This is a genomic window from Janibacter sp. A1S7 (genome assembly GCF_037198315.1).
Taxonomy (GTDB): domain Bacteria; phylum Actinomycetota; class Actinomycetes; order Actinomycetales; family Dermatophilaceae; genus Janibacter; species Janibacter alittae.
In genome coordinates, this window is record NZ_CP144913.1 from 752,994 (window position 1) to 769,946 (window position 16,953).

General features: G+C 72.4%; 15 protein-coding genes. 8 read left to right on the top strand and 7 right to left on the bottom strand.

The window, feature by feature from the left end:
• The first annotated feature begins 87 nt into the window (after window positions 1-87).
• On the top strand, window positions 88-789 hold the full coding sequence (locus V1351_RS03730) for a ferritin-like fold-containing protein (protein ID WP_338750839.1): 702 nt from the start codon (window positions 88-90) through the stop codon (window positions 787-789).
• Between the two features lie 123 nt (window positions 790-912).
• Here V1351_RS03730 and V1351_RS03735 read toward each other — a convergent pair whose 3' ends face one another.
• The 3 genes from V1351_RS03735 to V1351_RS03745 all read right to left on the bottom strand — a co-directional run bounded on the left by V1351_RS03735 (window position 913) and on the right by V1351_RS03745 (window position 2,257).
• Window positions 913-1,179, bottom strand: a complete 267-nt coding sequence (locus tag V1351_RS03735; RefSeq protein ID WP_338750841.1) for a GlsB/YeaQ/YmgE family stress response membrane protein — start codon at window positions 1,177-1,179, stop codon at window positions 913-915.
• Window positions 1,180-1,338: 159 nt separating this feature from the next.
• Window positions 1,339-1,557: a DUF3107 domain-containing protein gene (locus V1351_RS03740; RefSeq protein WP_338750843.1), complete on the bottom strand. Its 219-nt coding sequence runs from the start codon at window positions 1,555-1,557 to the stop codon at window positions 1,339-1,341.
• A 43-nt stretch (window positions 1,558-1,600) separates the two neighbouring features.
• On the bottom strand, window positions 1,601-2,257 hold the full coding sequence (locus tag V1351_RS03745) for a TetR/AcrR family transcriptional regulator (protein WP_338750845.1): 657 nt from the start codon (window positions 2,255-2,257) through the stop codon (window positions 1,601-1,603).
• A gap of 128 nt (window positions 2,258-2,385) precedes the next feature.
• Between V1351_RS03745 and V1351_RS03750 the strand changes: the two genes are divergently transcribed.
• Together V1351_RS03750 and V1351_RS03755 are read left to right on the top strand one after the other, a co-directional pair.
• A complete protein-coding gene (locus tag V1351_RS03750; protein WP_338750847.1) occupies window positions 2,386-5,544 on the top strand; it encodes an ATP-dependent helicase in 3,159 nt (1,052 codons plus the stop codon).
• Window positions 5,541-8,810 (top strand): ATP-dependent helicase, encoded by a 3,270-nt coding sequence (locus V1351_RS03755; RefSeq protein WP_338750849.1) that lies wholly within the window; start codon window positions 5,541-5,543, stop codon window positions 8,808-8,810. The genes V1351_RS03750 and V1351_RS03755 overlap by 4 nt, the downstream gene beginning before the upstream one ends.
• 71 nt (window positions 8,811-8,881) lie before the next feature.
• Here the strand turns inward: V1351_RS03755 and V1351_RS03760 are convergent, their stop codons facing one another.
• Window positions 8,882-10,402, bottom strand: coding sequence for a phosphotransferase (locus V1351_RS03760; RefSeq protein ID WP_338750851.1), 1,521 nt, complete (start codon window positions 10,400-10,402; stop codon window positions 8,882-8,884).
• Between the two features lie 87 nt (window positions 10,403-10,489).
• Here V1351_RS03760 and nudC point away from each other — a divergent pair, with 87 nt between their 5' ends.
• Window positions 10,490-11,413 carry an NAD(+) diphosphatase gene (nudC, locus tag V1351_RS03765; RefSeq protein ID WP_338750853.1) on the top strand — a complete coding sequence of 308 codons (924 nt, stop codon included), beginning with the start codon at window positions 10,490-10,492 and terminating at the stop codon, window positions 11,411-11,413.
• 116 nt (window positions 11,414-11,529) lie between these two features.
• Here the strand turns inward: nudC and V1351_RS03770 are convergent, their stop codons facing one another.
• On the bottom strand, window positions 11,530-11,925 hold the full coding sequence (locus V1351_RS03770) for a hypothetical protein (protein WP_338752583.1): 396 nt from the start codon (window positions 11,923-11,925) through the stop codon (window positions 11,530-11,532).
• Entirely contained in the window at window positions 11,846-12,829 is a 984-nt protein-coding gene (locus V1351_RS03775) for a DUF2254 family protein (protein ID WP_338750855.1), read from the bottom strand. Before V1351_RS03775 ends, V1351_RS03770 begins: the two co-directional genes overlap by 80 nt.
• Before the next feature lie 177 nt (window positions 12,830-13,006).
• Between V1351_RS03775 and V1351_RS03780 the strand changes: the two genes are divergently transcribed.
• The 4 genes from V1351_RS03780 to V1351_RS03795 all read left to right on the top strand — a co-directional run bounded on the left by V1351_RS03780 (window position 13,007) and on the right by V1351_RS03795 (window position 16,094).
• Window positions 13,007-15,154: an ATP-dependent DNA helicase UvrD2 gene (locus V1351_RS03780; RefSeq protein WP_338750857.1), complete on the top strand. Its 2,148-nt coding sequence runs from the start codon at window positions 13,007-13,009 to the stop codon at window positions 15,152-15,154.
• A 231-nt stretch (window positions 15,155-15,385) separates the two neighbouring features.
• Window positions 15,386-15,556: a hypothetical protein gene (locus V1351_RS03785; RefSeq protein WP_338750859.1), complete on the top strand. Its 171-nt coding sequence runs from the start codon at window positions 15,386-15,388 to the stop codon at window positions 15,554-15,556.
• Between the two features lie 128 nt (window positions 15,557-15,684).
• The gene (locus tag V1351_RS03790; protein WP_338752449.1) at window positions 15,685-15,939 is read left to right on the top strand and encodes a WhiB family transcriptional regulator; all 255 of its coding nucleotides are present in this window, start codon (window positions 15,685-15,687) and stop codon (window positions 15,937-15,939) included.
• A gap of 26 nt (window positions 15,940-15,965) precedes the next feature.
• A complete protein-coding gene (locus tag V1351_RS03795; protein ID WP_338750861.1) occupies window positions 15,966-16,094 on the top strand; it encodes a hypothetical protein in 129 nt (42 codons plus the stop codon).
• A 68-nt stretch (window positions 16,095-16,162) separates the two neighbouring features.
• Here V1351_RS03795 and V1351_RS03800 read toward each other — a convergent pair whose 3' ends face one another.
• Complete coding sequence (locus V1351_RS03800) at window positions 16,163-16,948, bottom strand: putative hydro-lyase (protein WP_338750863.1); 786 nt, start codon at window positions 16,946-16,948, stop codon at window positions 16,163-16,165.
• Window positions 16,949-16,953 lie beyond the last annotated feature (5 nt).

The window sequence follows — 16,953 nt, forward strand, 5'->3', positions numbered from 1 at the left end:
TGCCGACCGGGCACCGCTGGTCACGCCCATGCTACCCGCCGGGAGGCTGATCGGTCGCACGCGCGGCCGCGGCACTAGGCTGCGAGCATGAGCGAGCAGGCAGGTCCGGCGTCCACAGATGGTCTCGGGGAGCGGGAGCGGGAGGGCACCATCGAGCTCCTCGGCGTCATCGCGTACGGCGCGATCTCGGGGTTCACCCGCATGGCGGCGGACTCGGAGATGGCCACGGACCTGCGCCTGAAGCGGGCCCTGGCGAGCATGGCGGTCAAGGAGTTCCACAACCACGAGTTGCTCGCCGACCACATCATCGAGCTCGGTGGTGACCCGATCACGGCCATGGCGCCCTTCGAGGAGGCCTTCGAGGCCTTCCACGCACGCACCAAGCCGCGCAACCTGCTCGAGGGCCTGGTCAAGGCCTACATCGGGGACGGCATCGCCTCGGACTTCTACATCGAGATCTCGCAGTACGTCGAGCCGACGTCCCGCGAGATCATCCGGCGCGCGAGCAGCGACTACCGGGACGTGGACACGATCGTCCGGGCCGTGCGGGACGGCATCGTCGAGGACCGGCGACGTGGTGGCCCGCTCGCCCTGTGGGGCCGTCGACTCGTGGGTGAGGCCCTGACCCAGGGGCAGGTCGTGGCCTCCGAGCGGGAGGCGCTCAGCGAGCTGGTGCTCGGCCTGAGTCACGATCGCCCGGGTGCCACGCTCAACGAGGTGGGCGAGCTGATGCAGCGGCTCACCGACCGCCACCGGCTGCGCATGGGACGCCTGGGCCTCGACGCCTGACATCCGCAACTGCCCAGGCTGCTGCGGGCGTGGTGTGCACCTGCCTGGGCGTCTGCGAGCCCACGCACGACGAAGGGGGCCGGTCACCGCAGTGGTGACCGGCCCCCTTCGCGCTCGGGAGGATCAGACCTGCTTGCGGCCGACGACCATCCCGTAGATGACGATGAGCACGGCGGCCACGATGACGCCGAGGATGAACGCGATCCAGTCGATCCCGCTCGTGGTCTCGTTACCGGACAGGGCGGTGTAGGCCCAGGAGCCGATGAGGGACCCCAGGATGCCCAGGATCACGGTGACGAGCGTCGAGATGCTCTGCTTGCCCGGCAGGACGAGTCGGGCCAACGCGCCGATGATGGCGCCGACGATGATCGTGACGATGATGGTCCACACAGTTGATCACTCCTTCTGTGTCCGTCGCGAGGACGGGCACGCTAGGGACCCGTGTGGGTCCTTCAGGATCAACAGTGTCCGACGTGAGTGAAGTGGCGCAAGTTGTGACACTCAGGAAGGCGACCGACGGGCTCGACGAGCCCCCCCGGGGGGCGGGACTCAGGCGCCGAAGCCCACCCGCCCGCGGCTGGGCTCGCCGACCTCGACGTAGCCGAGCGAACCGGCCGGGACCATGACGCGGCGGCCCCTGTCGTCGGTGAGCACGAGAGCGCCGCCGTCGAGCGCGGACCGCACGGCGGTCTCGATCTCGTCCTCGGTGCCGCTCGCGTCCAGGACGAGCTCGCGGGCGACGTTCTGCACGCCGATCTTGACCTCCACGGTCACTCCTTGGGTTGTGGGGCTGGCTGTGCCTGCCATGGTGTCACTTGCTCGGGTGGCTGCCCGGCTCGGGGTCGCCACCCATGCGGTTGATGGGGAAGGAGCCGATGCCTCGCCAGGCCAGGTGGCCGGCCGCCTGGGCGGCCACCTCCTGGGAGAACGCGGTGCCATGGGCCAGCCAGGTGCGGGCCATGACCTGCGCGGCGCCGGCCATCGCCAGCCCGAGCATCTCGGCGAGCTCGCGCGGCAGGGTCGTGTCCTGCATGATCCGCTGGGCGATCGCGTCGCCGAGCTGGGCCTCGAGGGCGTCGATGCGGTGGCGCACCTGCGGCTCGTTGGTCAGGTCCGACTCGTAGATCAGCCGGAAGGCGCCGCCCTCGTCCGCGACGAAGGCGAAGAAGGCCCGCACCGTCGCGTAGACCCGCTCCTCGTGCTCGTTGCTCGACTCCAGCGCCTCGAGGACGAGGGCCTCGAGGTGGTCGCACTGGGCGTCCAGCAGCGCGAGGTACAGGTCGAGCTTGCCCGGGAAGTGCTGGTAGAGCACCGGCTTGGAGACGCCGGCCTCGTCGGCGATGTCCTCCATCGCGGCCGAGTGGTATCCCTTGGAGACGAAGACGTCGAGTGCGGCGTCGAGCAGCTGTGCGCGGCGCTGGGCACGCGGCATCCTCTGGACTCGGGTGCCGGGTGCGGTCGGGCTCATGATGCGTTTCCTCCAGGCGTGGGCAACTCGCAGTGGTACGAGTCACATGATCCTACCTAGGAGTACGGACAACCCCGAAGCCGTCTCCCCGGTGCACCGTTGTCGGTGACCGGTGGTGGGATGGGCCCGTGGCAGTGCAGATCCCGACCGTGCAGCTTCGTGCTCCCGTCAGCGGCGAGACGGGGGGCGCCGTGCATCTCGACGAGGACCAGGCAGCGGCCGTCGCCGCCCGCGGCGACCTGGTGCGTGTGCTCGGCGGCCCGGGGACGGGCAGGACGAGCGTGGCCGTCGCCGCCGTGCTCGACCGGATCGCGAAGGGGGAGTGTGCCCCTGAGGAGGTCCTCCTCGTCTCGGCGACCCGGCTGGGTGCCGCGGCGGCCCGTGACGCGGTGACCGCCGGACTCACCGGGGCGACCACCGAGCCGTTGGCCCGCACGATGCAGTCCCTCGGTTTCGCGGTGCTGCGACAGCAGGCAGCACTCCATGGTCAGCCGGCGCCCCGGTTGCTCTCCGGCGCGGAGCAGGACGTGGTCCTCGGCGAGCTCCTCGCCGGCCACACGGAGGCCGGGACGGGTCCGGACTGGCCCGATGACCTCGGGCTCGCGCTGCCGACCCGCGGTTTCCGCGAGGAGCTGCGTGACCTGCTCATGCGCGCCATCGAGCACGGGGTGGACCCCGACGAGCTCGCGGCGCTCGGCGTCGCCCACGAGCGGCCCGAGTGGGTGGCCGCCGCGCAGGTGGCCCGTGAGTACGACGAGGTGACCGCCCTGTCCCGTCCCGGGGCCTTCGACCCCGCCTGGGTGCTGACAGCAGCCGCCGAGCTGCTCGAGGTCGACCGCGAGGCCCGCGATCGTGTGCGCGCCGGCATCGCTGCCGTCGTCGTCGACGACGCCCAGGAGTTGACCGCCCCTGCCGCACGGCTGCTGCGCGTCCTCACGGGTGGGGGAGTCGACCTCGTGCTCATCGGCGACCCCGACGCGACGGTGCAGGGCTTCCGTGGCGCGGACCCGCATCACCTCGTCGGCGACTGGCCGGGCCGGGAGGGCCGCACGCTCGTCCTCGGCCGTGGGCACCGCCTGCCCGAGTCCGTGCACGCCGCCGCGTCCCGGGTCACCCCCAAGATCGCGGCACTCGGCGGGGGGACCCAGCGTCACTCCACCCCGACGGACCGTGCCGGGGCCGTGGCCGCCCACGTGTTGCACTCCGGCGCGCAGGAGGCGGCCTTCATCGCCCACGAGCTGCGTGCAGCACACCTGCTGGAGGGCATCCCCTGGCAGGAGATGGCGGTCATCGTTCGGGGCGCTGCCCGCCAGTCCACACTGCGTCGGGTGCTGGCCGCGCGTGGGGTGCCCGTCCAGGGTGATGCCCACCGGGTGCCGGTGCGCGACGAGCCCGCGGCCCGACCACTGATCCAGCTGCTCGGGATCGTCGTCGCCCTCGCCCGCGAGCAGCTCGAGGCGGTCCCGGTCACCGACGTCACCGACCTGCTGACCAGCCCGCTGATCGGCGCCGACACCGTGGCCGTACGCCGGTTGCGTCGGGTGCTGCGTCGCGAGGAGCTCTCGGCGGAGGGCACCCGGACGAGCGACGAGCTCCTGGGTGCCCTGGCCCTCGACCCCGACCGCGTGGCCCACCTCGGCGACGACGCCGCGCCGCTGTACCGGCTGGCCACCGTCCTCGCCGCCGGACGGGCTGTGGCCGTGACCGCCGAGGACGGTCCGGGCTGGGCGAAGGGGGTCTCCGCCGAGTCGGTGCTCTGGCACCTCTGGCAGGCCGCCGGCGTCGCCGATGCGTGGCGTGCGACCGCGCTCGCGGGTGGCGCGGCGGGCGCGCGTGCCGACCGGGCGCTCGACGCCGTCGTGGCGCTCTTCGACGCCGCGGCCGCCCACCAGGACGCCCTGCCGGCCTCGGGACCCGATGCCTTCCTCGACGCGGTCGCCGGTCAGTCCGTCGCCGCGGACTCCCTGGCCGCGCGCAGCCCCGACCCCGATGCGGTGGCCCTGGTGACCCCGCAGACGGCTGCCGGCCACGAGTGGCACACCGTCGTCGTCGCCGGCGTGCAGGAGGGCGTCTGGCCCGACCTGCGCCTGCGGGGCTCCCTCCTCGGCTCGGAGAGGCTCGTCGACGTCGTCACCGGCCGGGACGGTACCGGTGCGGGGGCGGCTGCGGCCGTCCGCCACGACGAGACCCGGCTCTTCCACGTCGCCCTGACCCGGGCCACCGAGCGGGTCCTCGTCACCGCGGTCGCTGCGGAGGACGAGCAACCCTCGGTCTACCTCGACCTCGTCGACCCCCTGCCGGACGACGGCGTCCGGCGCGCGCCGAGCGACGTCCCGGCACCGCTCGATCTCACCGGTCTCGTCGCGCAGCTGCGTCAACAGCTCTCGTCGCAGGACGAGGCGGCCGTGGCCCGGGCAGTCGCCCGACTGGCCCACCTGGCCGCGGCGGGTGTGCCCGGTGCCTCCCCTTCGTCCTGGTGGGCGTTGCGGGAGCTCAGCGACACCCGGGCCGTCCGTGGCCACGACGAGCCGGTCGGGGTCAGCCCGTCCAGGGTGGCGCTCTTCTCCGAGTGCGGCCTGCGCTGGCTGCTGCAGTCCTCGGGGGGCGAGGGCCCCAGCTCACCCTCGGCGGAGGTCGGCACCCTGATCCACGCCATCGCCCACGATCTCGGCGATGCAGGCGAGGATGCCTTCCAGGCGGAGCTCGAGCGGCGGTGGCCGTCCCTGGGCATGGCACCCGGGTGGGTCACGGACCAGAAGCTCCAGCGGGCGCGCAGGATGGCGCATTGGCTGGCGCAGTACCACCTGAGGGCAGCGAACGAGGGGTGGCGACCGGTCGCGACGGAGGAGAGCTTCCGCGTGGAGCTGGGCCGTGCGGTGCTACGCGGCAATGTCGACCGGCTCGAGGTGGACGCCGACGCACGCGTGCGGGTCGTCGACTACAAGACCGGCTCGTCCGCGCCCACGGCCAAGGACCTGGCCGAGCACCCGCAGCTGGGCGCCTACCAGGTGGCGATCAGCGAAGGCGGCTTCCGCGAGCACGGGACGCGGGGCGCCGGCGCGGCCCTCGTCCACCTGGGCAAGGCCCGCAACGACTCGAACGCCGTGCAGGAGCAGACGCCGATCAGCGACGCCGACGAGCCGCGGCACTTCCACGACCTGATCACCGGGACGGCCGACGGGATGGCCGCGGCCACCTTCGCCGCCCAGCCGGAGGAGGCGCGGTGCCGGATCTGCCCGGTCCGCTCCTCCTGCCCGGCCCATGACGAAGGGGGGCGGTTGCGATGACCCGGTCACCGAGGATCGGAGCAGTCGAGCTCGCACGCGCGCTGGGGCAGGAGCACCCACCGACTCACGAGCAGCGCGAGATCATCGAGGCCCCGCTCGAGCCGCTGCTCGTCGTCGCGGGTGCCGGCTCGGGCAAGACCGAGACCATGACCGCTCGAGTCGTCTGGCTCGTGGCCAACGATCTCGTCGCGCCCGAGGAGGTCCTCGGGCTGACCTTCACGCGCAAGGCGGCGGGCGAGCTCGCCGAGCGGGTCGTGCGGCGCCTGGCGACCCTGGAGCAGACCGGGGTGTGGACACCTCCGCAGGGGGTTGAGGCCGACGCTCTCGGGGGGACGCCGACGATCTCGACGTACCACTCCTACGCCGGTCGTCTCGTGCGCGAGGGCGCCCTGCGGCTCGGCTACGAGAAGGACTCCCGCCTCCTGTCGGAAGCCGCGAGCTGGCAGCTCGCCCACGAGGTGGTCCTGGCCTGGGACGGGCCCATGGAGGAGATCGACAAGGTCGAGTCGACGGTGACCAACGCGATCATCTCGCTGGCCGGCGAGATGGCCGAGCACCTGTGCACGCCCCAGGACATCGAGGACTTCGCCCGACGCGCGCTCGCCCACCTCGAGGGCGTCGCCGCCTCGGACAAGGACTTCACCAAGGACTACCGCGGCAAGGTCCTCACCCCGATGGCCGAGCAGCGGCTCATCCTGCCGATCGTCGAGCGCTACCGCCAGATCAAGCGCGAGCGGTCCGTGATGGACTTCGCCGACCAGATGGCGCTCGCTGCGGCGTTGGCCTCGCGCTTCCCCGACATCGGTCAGGCCGAGCGGGACCGCTTCCGGGTCATCCTGCTCGACGAGTTCCAGGACACCTCGGAGGCCCAGCTGGTGCTCATGCGCGAGCTCTTCGCCCCGGCCGAGGGGACGCCGGCCGCGGTCACGGCGGTCGGCGACCCGCACCAGTCGATCTACGCCTGGCGCGGGGCGAGCGCCACGACCCTGGAGAACTTCCCGAGGTTCTTCGCGACGACCGGGGCGCAGGCGCCGGTCAGGCACCTGTCGACCAGCTGGCGCAACGACGAGACGATCCTCGAGGTGGCCAATGTCGTCGCCGGTCCCCTGGGCGCGACGAGCGGCGTCCCGGTGACCTCCTTGCGTCCTCGTCCGGGCGCCGGACGCGGGCAGGTCCAGGCGGTGCGGGCCGAGACCGCCCACGACGAGGCCGGGCAGGTCGCGGACTGGATCCAGATCCGGCGGGGCGCCGGCGACGGGGGCGCCTCCCGCCGCAGCGCGGCGGTCCTGTGCCGCAAGCGGAGCCAGTTCACCCTCATCGCCGAGGCGCTCGCGGTGCGCAACATCCCGCACGAGGTCGTCGGCCTCGGTGGACTGCTCCTTACTCCCGAGGTGGCCGACGTCATCTCCCTGCTGACCATCGTGCAGGACCCGGCACGCGGTGACCGGCTGATGCGGCTGCTCACCGGCGCCCCGGGGCTGCTCGGCCCGGCCGACCTCGACGGGTTCGGCGCGTGGGCCAGGCACCTCGGGAAGCAGGCCGTCGCCGGCTCCTGCGAGGCCGGCGCCGCCGACGCAGGAGTGCCGCCGGGACCGGACGACGTCGTGACGATCGTCGATGCCCTGGACCAGCTGCCCGAGCCGGGCTGGTTGGGGGAGTCGGGGCAGTCGATCTCGGCCGCCGCACTGCAACGGCTGCAGCACATCGGCGCGATGGTCTCCCGCCTGCGCCGGGGGGCCGGCATGCCGTTGCCCGATCTCGTCGGCGAGGCCGAGCGTGAGCTGGGCGTCGACGTCGAGGTCCTCTCCCGTCCCGGCTGGTCGCCTGCGGCCGCCCGGGCCCACCTCGACGCCTTCGCCGATGTCGCGGCGCAGTTCGCCGCCAGCGCGGATCGACCGACCCTCGGTGGCTTCATCGACTGGATCGAGGCGGCCGTCGAGCAGGAGCGGGGCCTCGAGGCGCCGGTCGTCGAGCCGACGAAGGACGCCGTCCAGATCCTCACCTGCCACGCCGCCAAGGGGCTCGAGTGGGACGTCGTCGCCGTCCCCGGCCTCTCCGAGGGAGTCTTCCCCGCACACGCCTCGCGGTCCTCCTTCAAGGAGGGCACGTGGACCCTCGGGCAGGTCAACGAGTCGGGTTGGATCTCCGGTCTCGACGGGGTCCCCTATCCCCTGCGAGGTGACCGCGACGGGCTGCCACACCTCGATCTGTCGCTCGGCGAGACCAAGCCACTGCAGGAGGAGCTCAAACGCTATCGCGCCGCGGGCGGCGAGCACGGGCTGCTCGAGGAGCGACGCCTGGCCTATGTCGCCTGCACGCGGGCGCGGAGCCAGCTGCTGCTCGGATCATGGGTGTGGGGCGCGACCGGGCAGCAGCCCCGGCTGCCCTCCCGCTTCCTCGACGAGATGCGCACCACCGGCGTCGTGGAGACCCTCGACTGGGCCGAGATGCCGGAGACCAAGGACGTGCGCAACCCTGCGCTCGAGGTCGCTCGCCAGGTCATGTGGCCGGTCGACGAGCAGGCTCCCGAGCATCCGCACCTGGCCGCGGCCGCGGACGGGATGGGATCGGAGACCCAAGTGGACCTCGGGGCGGATCCGCTCGACGAGCAGATGCGGATCCTGCTCGAGGAGCGCGAGCGGCGTCGCCGAGCTCGCGGGGAGGACGCCCACGTCGAGCTGCCGGCACACCTGTCGACCTCGCAGCTGGTCTCGCTCGCGCGGGACCCGGAGGCCTTCGCGCTCGATCTGCGTCGACCGATGCCGCAGCCTCCGCAGGTCACCGGCCGCCGCGGAACGGCCTTCCACGCCTGGGTGGAGGAGCACTACGCGCGTGCCGGGCTGGTCGACATCCTCGAGATGCCCGGCAGCGCCGACGAGAACCGCGGCGACGCCGACCTCGCGCGCATGCAGGCGCAGTTCCTCGCCAGCGAGTGGGCCGAGCGGGTGCCGCTCGACGTCGAGCTCTCCCTCGAGACGATCATCGGTGGCCACGCGATCCGCGGTCGCGTCGACGCCGTCTTCGCGGATGAGGACGGGGAGGTGACCGTCGTGGACTGGAAGACGGGTCGTCCGCCCACCGGCCAGGAGGGCGTCGTGCGTGCCGTCCAGCTGTCGGCCTACCGGATCGCCTACGCCCGCTGGCGGGGGATCGACCCCGGTCGGGTGCACGGCGCGTTCTTCTACGCGGCCACGGGGGAGACGACCCGACCCGAGATGCTCGACGAGGACGCGATCGTCCGGTTCCTCGGTGCGGCGGTCACCTGACGACGGGGCGACGGTCATCTCCGCCCGACGAAGGGGGCAGACCCGCCGCCCACGTCCGTGGCCGGGGTGGTTCAGCGCCGAGGTCGCGGGGAGGGAGGGAGGACGTCGTCGCCGCCATCGTCGTTGATCGCGACGATCTCGGCGGTCTCGTGGTCGTCGCCACGGGCCCGGCTCGTGGGGGAGGCCGTCGGCGGAGCAGTGCCGTCGGGATCGCTGTCTGCGGCGTCACGGGCAGCCCTCGGCCCCGAATCGGTGGGCGACTCCACGGTGCCTTGATCGCTCGGGCCGGCGGTGTCCTGATCGCTCGGGTCGGCGGTGTCCTGATCGCTCGGGTCGGCGGTGTCCGACTCGGTGGGTCCCGACTCGCTCACGTCCGGCTCGTCGTCGGCAACGGGTGCCACCCGGGTCACCTGCGACGGGTGCTCGACCTGCACGACGTCGTCCTCCTCGTCCTCGCCCGTCCCGGCAGAGGCATCACGAACCTCGGCGGAGTCCGGCGACGAGCCCGCGCTCGTGCGGATGCCGACGGGCTGGGTGTCGGTCGAGGCACTCGCGGCACCGGTCGAGTCGCCCCACGGGCCGGATGGCGCGGAGGTCGAGGCGGCAGTCGTGGCGGTGGCTCCGGCCTCCTTCGCGGCCCGGTCCTGGGCTCGGGCCGCCTCGTCGTCCTCGCGGGCGGTCCGCTCGTCGAGGCGACGCAGCTGGGCGGCAGCCGCCTCGGCGCCCGCGTCGTCGCCCCCGCCGACGAGCGACATCATCGTGCGCACGAGCTGCATCTCACCGATGATCTCGGCCCGGCGGAGCAGGTGGCGGTCGGGACGCTCGACGCGCGTGTGGGCGTAGGCCTCCATCACGGTGTCGAAGGCCTGCGCGTCCAGGGCGGCCAGCAGCGGCGCGATGTCGTCGGCGGGGTCAGCCACCTGGGCGGACTCCCAGCCGAGGAAGGCCTTGACGTCCGGCCCCTCGCCGTCGTCCGGGGTCGCGAGGATCGTCCCGGTGGACAGGTCGCCATGCGTCGGGGTGCTCGTGAAGGTCCACAGCGTCTCGTCGTCGAGCACTCGCTCCCAGCGGCCCAGCAACCCGGTGGGCACCCGACCGGTGGCGGCGGCCCGATCCAGCTCGGCCAGGCGACGCGAGCGGTACCCGGCCGCGTCGTAGACCGGCACCCCGGCCTCCTCGTACAGGCTGGGGTCGAGGTTGTGCAGGTGGGCCAGGGCCCGCCCCAGGCCACGGGCCAGAGCAGACCCCGGCTCGATGCCCTCGAGGCCGACCAGGCGTCCGGTGAGGTAGGAGTGGACGGCGGCACGGCCCCCTTCGGGAAGTGCCACCCACCCCTTGACCGCCGGTACCGGCATCGTCAGGCGGCGGGCGAGCACGGCCAGCAGCGCTGCCGAGCGCTCGAGCTGTGCCGAGGCGGCGGGGGTGCGCGGGCAGCGGATCGCCCAGCGACGGTGCTCCCGGTCCTGGATGAAGGCGACCTCGAAGGCATCGGCCGGCCCGGAGGCCACGACGCCCTGGACCGTGTCGGGGTCGAGGCCGGGCACGGCGGCGCTGGCCAACGCAGCGAGGGTCAACGGTCCACGAGAGGTCACGGCCACCACCGTACGAGGGGAAGTGCCCGGATCGCGGGAGCAACGCCCGTCGGGGCGGGACGCACCTGTGCTCCGTAGGGTGGTGACGTGGACCACCAACCGTTGCGCGACCTGCCGATGACCACCTCGGACATCGACCGTGATGCCCCGTCGCGGTCCGACCCGGACCTGCTCGCGACGTTGCTGGCCGACCCCGCGACCCGGGTGGTCGAGCTGCGTGGAGGCCGCGCCTCCCAACGCCTCGACGGCGCCCTGCTGCGGCGCCCGCCGGAGCCGGCCGACGCCGACTCGCTCCTGCTCTACCTCGGTCGCCTCGACGGAGTCGCTCACCTCGCCGCGTGCCACCCGGAGACGCCGGGACCACCGGTGGACCGGGAGGAGCGACTGGACGCCGCCCCCTTCGTCGGGCTGCGAGAGGTCGCGACCGAGCTGTCCGCTGACGATGCCTCCCTCTTCGCCGCGGCACTCGGGCTGAGCAACTGGCACGCCCGCCACCGCTACTGCCCGCGCTGCGGTGCCGCGACGCAGATCGTCATGGGCGGGTGGGTGCGCCGGTGCCCGCACGACGGGTCCGAGCACTACCCGCGCACCGACCCAGCCGTGATCGTCGCCGTCACCGACGAGCAGGACCGGCTGCTGCTCGGCCGCAATGTCGGCTGGCCGGAGGGGCGTTTCTCGGTGCTCGCCGGCTTCGTCGAGCCGGGGGAGACCATCGCCGCTGCCGTCGCCCGGGAGGTCTTCGAGGAGACCGCGGTGGAGGTGACCGACATCGAGTTCGTCGCGGACCAGCCCTGGCCCTTCCCCGCCTCGCTGATGCTCGGGTGCCGGGCCCGCGCCACCACGACGGACGTGACCTGCCAGCCCGACGAGATCGCCGAGGCACGGTGGTTCACCCGGGAGGAGTTCCGGACGGAGGTCGCGGACGGACGCGTCAAGGCGGCTGGACGGCTCTCCATCGCGGCCCGCCTCGTCGAAGGGTGGCTCGGACGCCGGCTCGACGACCTCGGGTGAGGGCCGGGACCCGAGGGCAGCGCGCAGCGACGACCCTCGGATCCGCACAGCGGCAGGTCTTCGTACGGGTCGTCGGCGGCGAGCAGTCGCTCCGTGTCCACGCCGGACGGTGCTCGTCAGGGGTTTCGTGCGACCCGGGACGTCCCCTCGGTGTGGGACGAGCCACCGATTCCCTGGTGGTCGGTGCCCAGAGCGAAGGCGCGCTCCTCCGGGTCCGGGATGGCGCTCGTGACCATCCGGTCGAGGATCACCCGCTGGCGAACCACGGCGAAGCGGCGTTCCGGCGCTACATCGTGCTCCAGGTCCACGAGCATCGCCCGCAACCGTCGGGTGGTCTGTGCCGAGGTGATGCCGTAGCTGCGTACCTCGCTGACGCCGAGGCGCAGGAAGTCCTCCCAGGTGCGTGTCATGACCAGCAGGCGCCCCCGGCCGTCAGCGTCGAACCACGAGTCCCGCCACGTCGGGGCGCTGGTCCCGATACCGCTGAGCAGGGTGCCGATGTAGTTGATCATCTGGGTCGTTGACGGCGGGCGACAGCGCCCGGATCGCGATGTCGACGAGGATCCGCAGCGCGAACCCCGGGTCCTGGTCGAGCGTGCGTTCCTGACCCAGCGCGATCATCCCCCGGAGCGCCCGTGCGTCCCGCGTGCTGACGGGTCCGTAGACCTCCAGCAGGACGTCCCCGGCGGTCACGAAGCTGCCCATGGTGTGCGGCAGCACGCAGACGAGGTCCCGCTGCCCGGCCCGTTTGACGATCCCCTCCGCGTTCACGGCCTGCAGGGCCCCCGAGCGGAGCGCGCGCACTCGCAGGTCCGGCTCGACACCGGTGTCACCCGGGTGCGGGAACGATGCCGGGGCCGGAGGCTCCCTCTCCCACGCGTCGACGAGCGCCAGACCGGCTGCGGCCATGCTCGCGCCGACGGCCACGGGTCGCAGCATGTGCGCGAACCTGTTGAGGTAGATCAGCAGGATGATCAGGTCGGCGGTCACCCATGCCCCTGCCAACGTGACACCGAGGCTGGGCACCGAATCGGTTTCCACCTTCCGGAGCAGCGCATAGGCGAAGGTGAACGTCGCGGTGAACGCAGCCAGGGCCATCTTCTGCACACGATCGCGGTACCACAGCCGCATGAACCGTGCGGACAGGGCGCTCGTGGCCATCTGCACGACGAGGACCCCGATCGTCACCACCAACGAGATCAGCGCCACCATCGCGCCGGCGATGGCGGCCAGCACGCTGCTCGCCGTGCTCTCCGAATACGTCCACGCCTCCGGCAGGGAGATCCTCGTCTCCAGCCAGAGGCTGCCCTGGGTCAGCAACACGCCCGCGATCGCCCCCAGGAGCGGGACCACCCACAGGCTCTCCCGCACCTGCTGACGGACCAGGAAGGATGTCGACCACGAGATCACGGGCATCGCCTCACGGGTTGGGTGGATGGGCTTCCATCGAACAGCACCGCGTGCCGGGTCGCCTCATGTCGAGTGGGTGAAGACGCGGTGCCGGAGGGTCCGGATCGCGCCCGAGGAGCCCGGTGCGGGTGGCCGGACGATGGTCCTCCCGACGCCGTCATGGGCTGATGAGAGAGTGCAACGGTGATCCTTCCGGCCGACCACACCGCAGACGACATCCTCGATGCCCTCGACCCCGAGCAGCGCGAGGTCGCCGTCAACCCGAGCGGGCCGATGGTGGTACTCGCGGGTGCGGGGACGGGCAAGACCCGGGCGATCACCCATCGCATCGCCTACGGCGTGCGGGCCGGTGCCTACCAGTCCCAGCGTGTGCTCGCCGTGACGTTCACCGCCCGCGCCGCAGGGGAGATGCGCACCCGGTTGCGTGAGCTGGGTGTCGTCGGGGTGCAGGCGCGCACCTTCCACTCCGCCGCCCTCCGGCAGCTGCACTACTTCTGGCCGCAGGCGATCGGTGGGGCAGCCCCCGAGATCCTCGGCCACAAGGCGCCGGCCGTCGGTGAGGCCGCCGGCCGGGTCGGCATGCGGCTGAACCGGAGCGAGCTGCGCGACGTCGCTGCCGAGATCGAGTGGTCCAAGGTCTCGCTGCTCACCCCGGAGACCTACCCGGCCGCTGCGCGTCGGGCCGGGCGCGAGCCCCCGGGCATGGACCTCACGGCCATGGCGCGACTGATCTCCGCCTACGAGGACGTCAAGGGCGAGCGCGGGGTCATCGACTTCGAGGACGTGCTCCTGCTCACGGTGGGCATCCTCGAGGAGCGCGGCGACATCGCCCAGACGGTACGCAACCAGTACCGGCACTTCGTCGTCGACGAGTACCAGGACGTCAACGCCCTCCAGCAGCGGCTGCTCGACCTGTGGCTCGGCGACCGTGGGGACATCTGCGTCGTCGGCGACCCAGCCCAGACGATCTACTCCTTCACCGGGGCGACGCCGCAGCACCTTTTGCGCTTCACCGAGACCCACCCGGGGGCGGCCAGCGTGCGCCTCGTGCGCAACTACCGCTCGACCCCACAGGTCCTCGCGCTCGCCAACAAGCTGCTCACCGGCCCCTCCGGTCAGCGCCGTGGTGGCGCGGTCGAGCTCGTCGCGCAGCGCGATGCCGGTCCGCAGCCGGAGCTGACCGTCCTCGACGACGACCCGGCCGAGGCGGGGTGGGTCGCCGACCGGATCACCAAGCTCGTGGCCCAGGGCCGCCCGTTGCGCGAGATCGCCGTCCTCTTCCGCACCAACGGCCAGTCCGAGGCGCTCGAGGCAGCGCTCACCGATGCCGACGTGCCCTATCTCGTCAAGGGAGGCGAGCGCTTCTTCTCCCGCAAGGAGGTGCGTGAGGCGGTCCTGTTGCTGCGCGGTGCGGCGCGCACCGACGACGGGAGCAAGCCGCTGCCGCACCTCGTCGCCGATGTCCTCGGCGGGATGGGCTGGCACGAGGACGCACCCGCGAGCAGCGGCGCGGTCCGTGCCCGGTGGGAGTCGCTCAAGGCGCTCGTCGACCTGTCCGCTCGGCTCGAGGCAACGTCCCCGCAGGCGCGGTTGCCGGATCTCGTGCGCGACCTCGACGAGCGGATCGCCGCCCAGCACGCGCCGGCCGTCGAGGGCGTCACTCTCGCCTCCCTGCACGCGGCGAAGGGTCTGGAGTGGGACGTCGTCTTCCTCGCCGGCTGCTCCGACGGGTTGCTGCCGATCATGATGGCCGACGGGCCGGACGAGATCGAGGAGGAGCGGCGCCTGATGTACGTCGGCGTCACCCGGGCCCGCGAGGTGCTGCACCTCTCGTGGTCACGGGCCCGCACTCCCGGGGCGAAGGGGACGCGGCGGGTCACGCGCTTCCTCGACCAGGCGTCGGGGATCCTCGGTGAGGGCGCTCGGTCGACGCCGAAGCGCGCCTCCGGCTCACGCGGTTCCCGCAAGCCCACATCCTCGCGTCCGCGGGTGTGCAAGGGGTGCGGCACCGAACTGGCCACCGCCAAGGAGCGGGCCTCCGGTCGGTGCCCGAGTTGTCCGCCGACCTACGACGAGGCGACCTTCGAGCGGCTGCGCTCCTGGCGGCTGACGATTTCCAAGGCGGCATCCGTGCCCGCCTTCGTCGTCTTCACCGACGCCACGCTCGAGGCGATCGCCGAGGCCGAGCCCGCCGGCCAGCGCGAGCTCGCCGCGATCAGTGGCGTCGGCCCCCGCAAGCTGACGCTCTACGCCGATCAGGTGCTCGCCGTCATCGGCGGTGCCGATCCGGACGAGGTGGCCGAGGCCGCCGTCGGCGAGCCCGAGGCCTGAGCACGCGTTCCGCCCGGCTCGCGTGAGTTCCGGACTCCGGTGCGGCAGTGGATTGTCGGGTCACCCGAGAAACTCGTGAGGCGGCGCTCAGTTCGGGACGTTCTCGGCGGAGAAGTCGGGCGGCGATTAAACCGGTGGCGCACGCCCACGATGTGCTCTAGGTTGTTTTCTGTCAGTCGGGAGCGTCCCACGCTCCTGAGGAGCGCACCGCACGAGAGGAGGGCAGGAGTCATGGAGAACATCACGATGATCACCACGGCATTCGACGCTGCCCTCGCGAGCGCCACCGATCACGTCCTCGGTGGTACCGCCGGCGTCGTGTCCGTTCGTGACCGCATCCGCGGCATCGAGCCGACCGCTGCCTTCGTGTCGGATCCGCGCCCTGCTGGACCTTTCGTCTAGACGACGAACCTCTCGGTCCTCTTCGTCAGGCCGCGGCATCCCACACCCGGGATCCGCGGCCTTTGTCGTGCCCCACCGCTGACCAGCACCCGCCACGCGTTCACCAAGGAGGCCCCGACGTGACGATCATGACCACCAGAGCGAGACCGTCGACCCCGTGCCAGGCCGAAGAGCCCGAGATCTGGTTCGCCGAGACCCCCGCAGGCGTCGAGTACGCCAAGGAGCTCTGCGGCGACTGCCCCTTCCGCACCATCTGCCTCGAAGGCGCCCTCGAGCGTCGCGAGCCGTGGGGCGTCTGGGGCGGCGAGCTCTTCCACGACGGCCGCGTCATCCCCCGCAAGCGGCCCCGCGGCCGTCCCCGAAAGCACCCGATCCCCGCCTGAGCGAGATCCTGGGAGGAGGAACCACCATGAAGTACCTGAAGATGCCCCGGCTGCGCTTCACCGACCAGCCGCTGGAGTACGTCCCTGACGTCCAGGAGCACCTGCTGCGCCAGCAGCGGGAGGTCCCCCGTCCCGCTCACCTCGGCGTCCGATGAGGACCGTGACCGTCCGAGCAGACGAGGACAGGTAGGCCCCACCCGGATTCGGGTGGGGCCTACCTGTCTCAGGGGATGACGAGCTCGGTGTCGCGCGCGTCGGTGATTGCCATCATCCCGGGCGCGTGGCCGATGGCGAAGGGGGGAGCGGACGCCATGATCGCCGCCTGCGGGGTCACTCCGCAGGCCCAGAAGACGGGCAGCTCCCCGTCGCGCACCTCGACCGGGTCGCCGAAGTCAGGACGCGAGAGGTCCGGGATGCCCAGTGCCGCAGGGTCGCCCACGTGCACGGGGGCGCCGTGCACCGCCGGGTAGCGGGAGGTCACCCGCACCGCCGTCGGGACGAGGGCAGCGGGCACCGGGCGCATGGACACCACGAGGGGACCGTGCAGCGACCCGGCCGGGCGGCACTCCCGGTCGGTCCGGTACATCGCGACGTTGGTGCCGTTGTCCGCGTGCCGCAGGCCAACTCCTGCCTCGACCAGGGCCGCCTCGAAGGTGAAGCTGCACCCGATGAGGAAGGCCACGAGGTCCTCACGCCACACGTCGGCCACGTCGACCCGGTCGGCGAGGTGCCGTCCGTGCTCGTACATGCGGTACCCGGGCAGGTCGGTGCGCAGGTCGCCGTCGAAGATCCCGCACGAGACCTCGCCCGGCTCGGTGACGTCGAGGACGGGGCAGGCGGCAGGGTTGCGCTGCGCGAAGAGCAGCACGTCGTAGGCCAGGTCGCGCGGGACCGCGATCAGGTTGGCCTGCGTCCAGCCCACGCTCCACCCCGAGGTCGGGGTCTGCAGCCCCTCGCGGAACCAGGCTCGCGCCTGACGCGGCGTCAGCCGGGCCGGTGCATCGCTCATGGCCG

Coding starts and splice junctions, on each gene's coding strand:
- V1351_RS03730 (WP_338750839.1), top strand. CDS start 88: ATGAGCGAGCAGGCAGGTCCGGCGTCCACAGATGGTCTCGGGGAGCGG.
- V1351_RS03745 (WP_338750845.1), bottom strand. CDS start 2,257: ATGAGCCCGACCGCACCCGGCACCCGAGTCCAGAGGATGCCGCGTGCC.
- V1351_RS03755 (WP_338750849.1), top strand. CDS start 5,541: ATGACCCGGTCACCGAGGATCGGAGCAGTCGAGCTCGCACGCGCGCTG.
- V1351_RS03770 (WP_338752583.1), bottom strand. CDS start 11,925: ATGATCAACTACATCGGCACCCTGCTCAGCGGTATCGGGACCAGCGCC.
- V1351_RS03775 (WP_338750855.1), bottom strand. CDS start 12,829: ATGCCCGTGATCTCGTGGTCGACATCCTTCCTGGTCCGTCAGCAGGTG.
- V1351_RS03785 (WP_338750859.1), top strand. CDS start 15,386: ATGGAGAACATCACGATGATCACCACGGCATTCGACGCTGCCCTCGCG.
- V1351_RS03790 (WP_338752449.1), top strand. CDS start 15,685: ATGACCACCAGAGCGAGACCGTCGACCCCGTGCCAGGCCGAAGAGCCC.
- V1351_RS03795 (WP_338750861.1), top strand. CDS start 15,966: ATGAAGTACCTGAAGATGCCCCGGCTGCGCTTCACCGACCAGCCGCTG.
- V1351_RS03800 (WP_338750863.1), bottom strand. CDS start 16,948: ATGAGCGATGCACCGGCCCGGCTGACGCCGCGTCAGGCGCGAGCCTGG.